Origin of the sequence: Herbaspirillum sp. UBA812 (genome assembly GCF_002296545.1) — a bacterium.
GTDB lineage: Bacteria > Pseudomonadota > Gammaproteobacteria > Burkholderiales > Burkholderiaceae_D > Herbaspirillum > Herbaspirillum huttiense.
Genome location: NZ_DBIC01000368.1, coordinates 13,752 through 23,727, shown reverse-complemented (window position 1 = coordinate 23,727; position 9,976 = coordinate 13,752). Strand labels below are relative to the sequence as shown.

Here is a 9,976-nt window from a genome sequence, read left to right as displayed (position 1 = left end):
CGCCGTCGAATTCCAGCGTGATGTCGCGGAAGAGTTCGGAGAGGCGCGACACGGACACGGTCCAGATCACGGGCTTGTCGGCCTGACGGTCAGCGGGGGCAGGGCGTTTCATGGTGGGCGTTCGAGGCGTTTCAGTGAAACGTTAATGTAACACTGGTGAAACGGCCAGGGTTGCGGAACATCAACCCGACAGAAGGCGGGTACGCCCGGAGAGCGCACCGGAAGGGAAGCCTGCCAGCCTTGTCCGGCGCTGGTTTCAGACGATATGAAGGTTTTTTCATGCCTTGCGCCATGCAATGCTGCACTGCGATGGCACGGCCGTTGCAATAGTGAACGCACATGTCGCAGGACGGGTGTGATGCAGACCCGCCCGCCGCAGTCAGGCAATCCAGACTTTCCGTATTTCAACCTCATCGAGAAGGTGTCCACCATGGCTCTCCACTCCGCAGGCGCAGCGTTCCGCCAGGCCGTCCAGGAAGAATCCCCCTTGCAAGTCATCGGCGCGATCAACGCCAATCACGCCCTGCTGGCCAAGCGTGCCGGCTTCCGCGCGATCTACCTGTCCGGCGGCGGCGTGGCTGCGGGTTCGCTGGGCCTGCCCGACCTGGGCATCTCCAACCTGGATGACGTGCTCACCGACGTGCGCCGCATCACTGACGTGTGCGACCTGCCGCTGCTGGTGGACGTCGATACCGGCTTCGGTGCCTCGGCCTTCAACGTGGCGCGCACCGTCAAGTCCATGATCAAGTTCGGCGCGGCCGCCATGCACATCGAAGACCAGGTCGGCGCCAAGCGCTGCGGCCATCGTCCCAACAAGGAAATCGTCACCAAACAGGAAATGGTGGACCGCATCAAGGCCGCCGTCGATGCCCGTACCGATGAGAACTTCGTCATCATGGCGCGCACCGATGCGCTGGCGGTCGAAGGACTGGACGCCGCCATCGAGCGCGCCGTGGCCTGCGTCGAAGCCGGGGCCGACATGATCTTCCCGGAAGCCATCACCGACCTGGCCATGTACAAGCAGTTCGCCAATGCGGTGAAGGTACCGATCCTGGCCAACATCACCGAATTCGGCTCGACCCCGCTGTTCACCGTCGACGAATTGAAGGAGGCCGATGTGGGCCTGGTGCTCTATCCGCTCTCGGCCTTCCGCGCCATGAACAAGGCCGCCGAAAACGTCTACCAGGCGATTCGCCGCGACGGTACCCAGAAGAACGTGGTCGATACCATGCAGACCCGCATGGAGCTCTATGACCGCATCGATTACCACAGCTACGAGCAGCGTCTGGATGCGCTGTTTGCTCAGCAGAAGAACAAGTAAAACATTACCGCAAGACCGAATACCCCCTTCCGATAATCAGTTTCGAGCCAATACAGACTACGAGGAGAACACGATGAGCGATCAGCAAGCCCCCGGTTTCAAGCCCAAGAAATCCGTTGCCCTCTCTGGCGTGACCGCCGGCAACACGGCCCTGTGTACCGTCGGCAAGACCGGCAATGACCTGCACTATCGCGGCTACGACATCCTGGACGTGGCCGACAGCTGCGAGTTCGAGGAAATCGCTCACCTGCTGGTGCACGGCAAGCTGCCGACAGCGGCCGAGCTGCGCGCCTACAAGGCCAAGCTCAAGGCCCTGCGCGGCCTGCCGGCCAACGTCAAGGCGGCGCTGGAATGGCTGCCTGCCGCCTCGCATCCGATGGACGTGATGCGCACCGGCGTCTCGGCGCTGGGTTGCGTGCTGCCCGAGAAGGATGACCACAACACCCCCGGCGCGCGCGACATCGCTGACCGCCTGATGGCGTCGCTCGGTTCCATGCTGCTGTACTGGTACCACTACAGCCACAATGGCAACCGCATCGAAGTCGAGACCGATGACGATTCCATCGGCGCGCACTTCCTGCACCTGCTGCACGGCGAGAAGCCTTCCGACGCCTGGGAGAAGGCCATGCACACCTCGCTGATCCTGTACGCGGAACACGAATTCAACGCCTCCACCTTCACCGGCCGTGTCATCGCCGGCACCGGCTCGGACATGTATTCGGCCATCACCGGTGCCATCGGCGCGCTGCGCGGCCCCAAGCACGGCGGCGCCAATGAAGTGGCCTTCGAGATCCAGAAGCGCTATGACAACCCCGACGAAGCCGAGGCCGACATCCGCCGCCGCGTCGAGAACAAGGAAGTGGTGATCGGTTTCGGCCACCCGGTCTACACCATCTCCGACCCGCGCAACAAGGTCATCAAGGAGGTGGCGCGCAAGCTCTCCAAGGAAGCTGGTTCGACCAAGATGTTCGACATCGCCGAACGCCTGGAAACGGTCATGTGGGACATCAAGAAGATGTTCCCCAACCTGGACTGGTTCTCGGCCGTGTCCTACCACATGATGGGCGTGCCAACCGCGATGTTCACGCCGCTGTTCGTCATTGCCCGCACCTCGGGCTGGGCGGCGCACATCATCGAACAGCGCATCGACAACAAGATCATCCGCCCCTCGGCCAACTACGTGGGACCGGAAGACCTGAAGTTCGTGCCGATCAGCAAGCGCAAGTAAGACCAAGCAAGACGAAGTGCCCGCGCAGTTGAGTCCGCAGCGGATGGCGCGGGCATGAGGAGCAAGAGAGGGAGAGGGAGCAGCAAGAAGAAGGAAGCGGCGGCTGGCGCGTGTCGGCCGCCGCATTCCCCGGGACAGTGGCAGTGCGCAGGCAGATTTGTAACAAGCGTTACATGTGGTCGAGTCAGATGCAATAACTTGCTAAGATGCGGTCGGATCTTTTTCGCCCCCGCGTCCACCCCTGACTCTCCATGGATCATCCGATGATTGCTGCCATCGTTTCCCGCCGTCTTTCCGCATCGCCCTTGACTTCCTTCGCACTGGCCGGTGCCGTGGCCGTTGCCCTGTCCGCCTGTTCTTCCACGCCCGTGCCGGTCACCGAGACCAAGCCGGTGCTGCCGCAGCTGCTGCAGTCGCCCGCCGCCACACAGCCGAGCTGGGCCACGCAATTGAAGACCGGTGCCTTCAGCTGCGAGATGGGCAACAAGGTCGAAATCCGCATGGATGGCCGCGTGACCGATGGCGTCACGCTGGTGTGGAAGGGCAGCAGCTACATGATGAACCCGGTCAGCACCTCGACCGGTGCAGTGCGTCTGGAGAACAAGGGCGAAGGCCTGGTGTGGATCCAGATCCCGTCGAAGTCCATGCTGCTCAATTCCAAGATCGGGCAGCAGCTGGCCAACGACTGCCGCACGCGCTGACATGGCAGCGCCGCGCCGTCGTGCAGGCCTGACGTCGGCGCGTTCTTTCCACCTCGTATTTCCTCCTCCCTTGTCATGCCGATGGCGTCTTGCTGTCGGCATCGCTCCTGCTTGATTTGAATCATCGAAGATCGCTGATGCAAGCGGCGGATTCAGCCCCTCGTAAGATTCAGGTGCAAGACTGGTTTCATCGTCGCATGAGGGCCACGCATGGCAAACAGGTTTTTGCCCATGCACCAAAGCCACGCGACCATCGGCCTGCAAGCCACGCTGCGCAAGGCCGACAGCGGTTTTCAATTCGAGAGACATGAGGAGACGTCATGCAATACGAGGATTTCTATCGCCGTTCCATCGAGCAGCCTGAAGCCTATTGGGCAGAAGAAGCGCAGCGCATTCATTGGGACAAACCGTTCACCCGCACGCTCGATTATTCCCGCGCACCGTTTGCGCGCTGGTTCATCGGCGGCACCACCAATCTTTGCTTCAATGCGGTGGATCGCCACTTGGGCGAACGCGGCAAACAGGCGGCGCTGATCGCCATCTCCACCGAAACCAACACCGAACGCGTCTACGACTTCGCCGAGCTGCATCGCGAAGTGCAGGCCATGGCCGCCACCATGCTGTCGCTGGGCGTGCGGCGCGGCGACCGCGTGCTGATCTACATGCCGATGATCGCCGAGGCGGTCTTCGCCATGCTGGCCTGCGCCCGCATCGGCGCGGTGCATTCGGTGGTGTTCGGCGGCTTTGCCTCCAACAGCCTGGCCTCGCGCATCGATGATGCGCAGCCGACCCTGATCGTCTCGGCAGATGCCGGTTCGCGTGGCGGCAAGGTGATTCCTTACAAGGGTTTGCTGGACGAAGCGATCAACCTGGCGCAGCACAAGCCGCAGAAGGTCTTGCTGGTGGATCGCGGTCTGGCGGAGATGGCGCGCACGGCGCAACGCGACGTCGACTACGCGCCCTTGCGTGAACAGCACCTGGACCAGCCGGTTCCGGTCGCCTGGCTGGAATCGAATGAAACCAGCTACGTGCTCTATACCTCCGGCACCACCGGCAAGCCCAAGGGCGTGCAGCGCGACGTGGGCGGCTACGCGGTGGCGCTGGCCTCGTCCATGCAACACATCTTCTGCGGCAAGCCGGGCGAGACTTATTTCTGCACCTCCGACATCGGCTGGGTGGTGGGCCACTCCTACATCGTCTATGGGCCGCTCATTGCGGGCATGGCGACGGTGCTTTATGAAGGCTTGCCGATCCGGCCCGATGCGGGCATCTGGTGGAGCATCGTTGAAAAATACAAGGTCACGCGCATGTTCTCCGCACCGACGGCCATCCGCGTACTGAAGAAACAGCCGGCCGAATGCATGGAGCGCCACGACACGTCCACGCTCAAGGCGCTTTATCTGGCCGGCGAGCCGCTGGATGAAACGACGTCGAGCTGGATCTCGGGCGCGCTGAAGGTGCCGGTCATCGACAACTACTGGCAGACCGAATCGGGCTGGCCCATCATTTCGATTGCCAAGGGCATCAGCGACAAGCCCACGCGTCTGGGCAGTCCCGGGGTGCCGATGCCGGGCTATCGGCTGGCCATCCTGAACGAAGCGACCGGCGAGCCTTGCGCGGCTGACGAGAAGGGCGTGGTCGCCATCGAAGGGCCGCTGCCGCCGGGCTGCATGCAGACCGTCTATGGCGACGATGAGCGCTTCGTCAACACCTACTGGCGCAGCCTGCCGCGCGAGGTCTACTCGACCTTTGACTGGGGCATCAGGGACAAGGACGGTTACTACTTCATCCTGGGCCGCACCGATGACGTCATCAACGTCGCTGGCCATCGGCTGGGCACGCGCGAAATCGAGGAGAGCATCTCCAGTCATCCCAACGTGTCCGAAGTGGCCGTGGTCGGCGTGGAAGACAAGCTCAAGGGGCAAGTCGCGATTGCCTTCGCCATTCCCAAGCAGGCCGATGCGATAGCCACACCGGAGCGCCGCCGGGCGCTGGAAGCGGAAATCATGGGCGTGGTGGACAAGCAGATCGGTGCAGTGGGGCGGCCGGCGCGGGTGTTCTTCGTCAGCGGCTTGCCCAAGACGCGTTCGGGCAAGCTCTTGCGCCGGGCCATCCAGTCCATCTGCGAAGGACGCGATCCGGGCGACCTGCCCACCATCGAGGATCCGGCGGCGCTGGAGCAGGTGCGGGCGGTCATCAAGGACTGACTCGCAATTCTCTCATGAAGGCACGGCGTTTCCTGCAGCGGAGCAGGGACGCCGTGCCTGGCGTAATTTGGTTACACTGACGGCTTTCGCGTTTCCACGATTGCGTCCCGTCCATGTCGCCCTCCATCCGCCCGGCCACCGCTGCCGATGCTCCCGCCCTCTGCGGCATCTACAACCATTACGTGCAGACCACCGTGATCAGCTTCGAGACCGAAGCGCTCAGTGCGGAGACCATGGCCGCGCGCATCGCCGATGTGCAGGCCGATTTCCCCTGGCTGGTCTTTGAGGAGCAGGGCGAGGTGCTGGGCTATGCCTATGCCAGCAAGTGGAAGCCGCGTGCGGCTTACCGGCACTCGGTGGAGAGCTCGGTCTACCTGCGCCACGATGTGGGCGGACGCGGCATTGGCAAGCAGCTTTATCGCGAGCTCATTGCGCAGTTGAAGCCCCTGGGCGTGCATCTGGTCATCGGTGGCATCGCCCAGCCCAATCCGGCCAGCGTGGCACTGCATGAGAGCGTGGGCTTCGTGGCCTGTGGCGTATTTACGGAAGTGGGTTACAAAATGGGACGCTGGATCGACGTGGGATACTGGCAACTCAAACTGCAAGAGGCCCAATGATGAGATCGACCCGAGCCGCCAGCGCCATCGAGCGCCTGAACGAACGTACCGAATCGCGCGAGTACTCCATGCTGCGCACCTCCGATGAACGTTTCATCCTGACCCGGCGCGTGGCCGGGCAGCCGCTGGAGAAGCTCAACGAGGCCATGGAACTGGATGACTTCGTGCGCTTCGTCAATGCCCACGGACCGCAGAAGGCCAAGCGCGTGAGCAAGCTGGATGTGCAGTTCGAGAAGAACATGCGCAACAAGAAGGAACAAACGCCACCTGAAGGTGGCGTTGAATAATCTCTGGTACGCGCTTCAATGAAAAACGGCAAATGATATAAATCATTTGCCGTTTGTTCATGGTTGGCGGGGTATGCGCCTCAGTCCGCCAGGGTGGCGATCACCGGTGCGTGATCCGAGGGTTGTTCCCACTTGCGCGGGACCTTGTCGATGACGCAGGCGGTGCAGCGCGGCACCAGTTCTTCGGACAGCAGGATGTGGTCGATGCGCAGGCCGCGGTTGAGGCGGAAGCCCATCTGGCGGTAGTCCCACCAGCTGTACATCTTTTCCGGCTGTTCGAAGAGACGATAGGAATCCGTCAGGCCCAGGGCCTGCAGCTTGCGGAAGGCTTCGCGTTCCGGTTCGGAGACCAGCACCTGGCCTTGCCAGGCGACCGGGTCGTGCACGTCGCGGTCTTCGGGGGCGATGTTGTAGTCGCCCAGCAGGGCCAGGCGCGGGTTCTTCGCCTTTTCCTGGGCCAGCCATTCGTGCAGGGCGGCCAGCCAGCTGAGCTTGTAGGGATACTTTTCGGATTCCAGCGACTGGCCGTTGGGAATGTAGGCGCAGACATAGCGCACGCCTTCGATGGTGGCGGCGATGATGCGCTGCTGTTCGTCGGGGAAGAGCGGGTTGTTCTTGACCACGTCGGTCATCGGATGGCGCGACAGGATGGCCACGCCGTTGTAGGTCTTCTGGCCCGAGAACTCGACCAGGTAGCCGGCGGCGGCGATCTCGGCTGCTGGGAACTTGTCGTCGGTCAGTTTGGTTTCCTGCAGGCAGAGCACGTCGACCGGGTTTTCTTCCAGCCATTTCAGCACTTGCGGTAGGCGGACCTTGAGGGAGTTGACGTTCCAGGTGGCGATTTTCATGGGGACAATGCAGTGGTGAATCGGAGGCGGGCCGTGCGCATCATGGCCGATGCGTCGTGGACAACGGGCGACATCTTACCGCATTCACCAAGGCGGCAGGTTGGACGAGGTCGGCCGCGACTGAAGACTTCCTCCAAAACAGAAGGGGAAGGCCCTCGCAGACATTCCCCTTCGTTGTGCCATTGCCGGCCCGCAATCCGGGCAAAGCAATCAGATCCCGAGCATTACGCCGGCATCATCTGCGCATTCATCTGCGCCTTGTCACCCTTGTCACCCGCCTTGCGACGACGATAGGCCGCGAAGCCGATCAGGCCCAGGCCGCCGATCATCATGGCGGTGGTCGAGGCTTCCGGGACCGGTGCCACGCTGATGTTGCCGGCGAAGCTGCCGCCCGCCGAGCCCAGCACGGTGCCGGCCACCGACAGGGTGTACAGGCCGGAAGTCAGGCCATTGGTGCGCAGGCTGAAGGTCTGCAGGTCACCGTTGGACAGCTCGGTGCCAGTATAGGTCTGGCCGTTGCCGCTCAGGGTGAAGCTGTTTATGCCCACGCGCGAGAGGCCGTCCAGGGCGATCGACACCAGGGCCGAGGAAACCGACGCGCCGGCACCGCTGATGTTGAAGGTGAAGTTCTCCAGGAAGGTCTGGCCAGTGGTGCCATCACCGAAGCGGGCGTTGAAGGTCGACGTGGCGTCGGTCCACACCAGGGTGCGCGTGCGCTCCAGATCCGCGGCGCTAGCCGAGGATGCCATGGCGACGAATGCGGACGCGACAAGGAAACTGCTCAACAGTTTTTTCATAAAAGACCTCTTTCCAGTTCGATTGATTGGTGGGTATTCGATTGGTATTTGATTGCGAAAGCACTGCAAGGGGGATAGCGATCCGACAGGTTTTTTTATTGGTGTTGGCGAGGCCGGAATCCTGTCTCTGTTTGTGATATTTGTTCATCGAGACGGAGTGAGAATAATGGAAAAATGCTAACGTTAGCAATAAATTATTACGCTTTTCCTGTAACTCCTGTTGTGATGTAGGAATCCATGAAGCCGCGCCGGTAAAGGGTTTCCGACGAAGTATGGATTCTCTTGAGGCAATTAGTTTGGATGCGGAAACTAAGTTTTTAGGGCAACCTGATCTTCTTCCCATGGGCTGAAAAACAGGGCGAAATTTGCGTCAGAAAAAGTGACGCATGAACATATTCGGGAACTATTTACGCAAGGTAAGCGCGGCCGTAATGCTCAGCGCTACAGGAAAAAAATTCGCAAGCAGGGCGAGCTTATGTTGGGAAGAAAAGTGTGCTGTCCGCAGAGCACGCTTGAGCGGAACGTGACGATCCTTGACTACACCACAGCGCGTGTGCAGCAGCGGCAAGCGAGGACATCAGAAGACAACGAAGAGAAGAAGAGAAGAAGAAAAATCGGGAGAGCAGGTACGGCAGCGCCGCTACCTGAAGCCGGGCAACGCACCGGCTTCAGGCAGGGAAGAGAAGTGGCTTACTTGAAGCGATAGCTGACCGCCACGATGGCGGTGTCATCGGTGTGACGGCGCACCAGCGGACTGTCGGCCACCGCGTTGTCCAGCCATTTGCGGCGCAGGTGCAGGTTGAGGTGCCAGTCGCCGGTCAGCGGGACATCTGCGGCCAGGCCCAGGGTCGGGCTGGTGGACGCACCGGCGCTGTACTGGCGCAGGCCGCTGGCGGCCGCTTCGCTGGAAGTGACGCCGACGAAGTAATCGTTGTAGCTGCCGCTGCGGTATTCGACGCCGAGCTGCGGATAGAGAGTCACCGGACCCAGGTCGATCTGGGCCGCATAGATGGCCTCGGCCAGGGTGCCGTGCGACTTGTTGAAGTCACGGAAGACGTTGAGGAAGAAACCGCCGATGGGCGTCTCCTGATAGGTACCGATGCCGAGCGGAATCGGATCCGAACGGCGCTGCAGGCCGCGCTGGGCATCGAAGCCATCGAGGCTCACGCGCCCGGCCAGTTCCAGATAGCCGTAGCCCATGCGCACCGTCTTGACGCCGAAGGTATCGAGCCGGGCGAAGAAGCGGCCATAGTCGGCATAGGCATAGGGCAGGACGTGGTTGCTGCGGTCGGCATCGGGGCCGTTGCGGTCGACGCGGTAGACGCCTGCGCCGATGTCACCGGTGAGACGGTCCTGCAGTTGCAGGGGATCGGGCGTGGCGGTCGCGGGAGCGGCTTGCTGAGCCAGAACGGGGAGGGCGCAGCAGGCCAGCGTGAGCATGGCGAGTGTGTTTTTCATGATGGGCAGTGGTGTAGAGGCAAGCGGCATTGTAGCGGTCAGCGGGTCGCTGCGGCATCCGCTCACGAAAATGGCCTGCCGCGCAGGCAGGCCATGGCTGTCATGGGCAATCACCGCCGGGCGCAGGCGGCCCGGCAAGGTTCAGTGCATCAGGACTGCTGCAGGGTCGGGTAGTCGGTATAGCCTTCCGCACCGCCGCCATAGAGCGTGGCCTGGTTGATCTCGGCCAGCGGTGCGCCGGCCTTGAAGCGTTCCACCAGATCCGGATTGGCGATCCACGGGCGGCCGAAGGCGACCAGGTCGGCCAGATTGCGGTCGCGTGCCTTCACGGCCATCTCCAGGTCATAGCCATTGTTGGCGATGTAGATGCCCTTGAAGAGATCGCGCAGGATCTGCAGGTCGAAGCCACCTTCGACTTCGCGCGGGCCGCCGGTGGCACCCTCCACCACGTGCAGGTAGACCAGCTTGTAGCGGTTCAGCTGCTCCACCACATAGCTGAAGAGGGCCTTGGG

General features: G+C 61.9%; 9 protein-coding genes and 1 pseudogene. 6 read left to right on the top strand and 4 right to left on the bottom strand.

What is annotated here, in order from left to right; genetic code table 11:
* Positions 1 to 430: 430 nt before the first annotated feature.
* From prpB to B3873_RS24275, 6 genes are all read left to right on the top strand, one after another.
* Complete coding sequence (prpB, locus tag B3873_RS24300; protein WP_134224131.1) at positions 431 to 1,321, top strand: methylisocitrate lyase; 891 nt, start codon at positions 431 to 433, stop codon at positions 1,319 to 1,321.
* Between the two features lie 73 nt (positions 1,322 to 1,394).
* The gene (gene prpC / locus B3873_RS24295) at positions 1,395 to 2,549 is read left to right on the top strand and encodes a bifunctional 2-methylcitrate synthase/citrate synthase (RefSeq protein WP_039784877.1); all 1,155 of its coding nucleotides are present in this window, start codon (positions 1,395 to 1,397) and stop codon (positions 2,547 to 2,549) included.
* Between the two features lie 263 nt (positions 2,550 to 2,812).
* Positions 2,813 to 3,250: a hypothetical protein gene (locus B3873_RS24290; RefSeq protein ID WP_286869555.1), complete on the top strand. Its 438-nt coding sequence runs from the start codon at positions 2,813 to 2,815 to the stop codon at positions 3,248 to 3,250.
* Positions 3,251 to 3,570: 320 nt separating this feature from the next.
* Positions 3,571 to 5,457: a propionate--CoA ligase gene (locus tag B3873_RS24285; RefSeq protein WP_286869553.1), complete on the top strand. Its 1,887-nt coding sequence runs from the start codon at positions 3,571 to 3,573 to the stop codon at positions 5,455 to 5,457.
* 113 nt (positions 5,458 to 5,570) lie between these two features.
* Positions 5,571 to 6,074, top strand: a complete 504-nt coding sequence (locus B3873_RS24280) for an arsinothricin resistance N-acetyltransferase ArsN1 family B (RefSeq protein ID WP_286869551.1) — start codon at positions 5,571 to 5,573, stop codon at positions 6,072 to 6,074.
* Positions 6,074 to 6,361 (top strand): hypothetical protein, encoded by a 288-nt coding sequence (locus B3873_RS24275; protein WP_209535683.1) that lies wholly within the window; start codon positions 6,074 to 6,076, stop codon positions 6,359 to 6,361. The genes B3873_RS24280 and B3873_RS24275 overlap by 1 nt, the downstream gene beginning before the upstream one ends.
* Before the next feature lie 80 nt (positions 6,362 to 6,441).
* On the opposite strand, the gene xth is transcribed toward B3873_RS24275, so the two are convergent.
* The 4 genes and pseudogenes from xth to B3873_RS24255 form a co-directional block, all read right to left on the bottom strand.
* A complete protein-coding gene (gene xth, locus B3873_RS24270; RefSeq protein ID WP_088756982.1) occupies positions 6,442 to 7,209 on the bottom strand; it encodes an exodeoxyribonuclease III in 768 nt (255 codons plus the stop codon).
* Positions 7,210 to 7,433: 224 nt separating this feature from the next.
* The gene (locus B3873_RS24265) at positions 7,434 to 8,006 is read right to left on the bottom strand and encodes an FxDxF family PEP-CTERM protein (RefSeq protein WP_039784884.1); all 573 of its coding nucleotides are present in this window, start codon (positions 8,004 to 8,006) and stop codon (positions 7,434 to 7,436) included.
* A 690-nt stretch (positions 8,007 to 8,696) separates the two neighbouring features.
* Positions 8,697 to 9,464, bottom strand: coding sequence for a MipA/OmpV family protein (locus tag B3873_RS24260; RefSeq protein WP_209535685.1), 768 nt, complete (start codon positions 9,462 to 9,464; stop codon positions 8,697 to 8,699).
* Between the two features lie 149 nt (positions 9,465 to 9,613).
* A pseudogene (locus B3873_RS24255) lies at positions 9,614 to 9,976 on the bottom strand (alkene reductase); the annotation flags it as partial.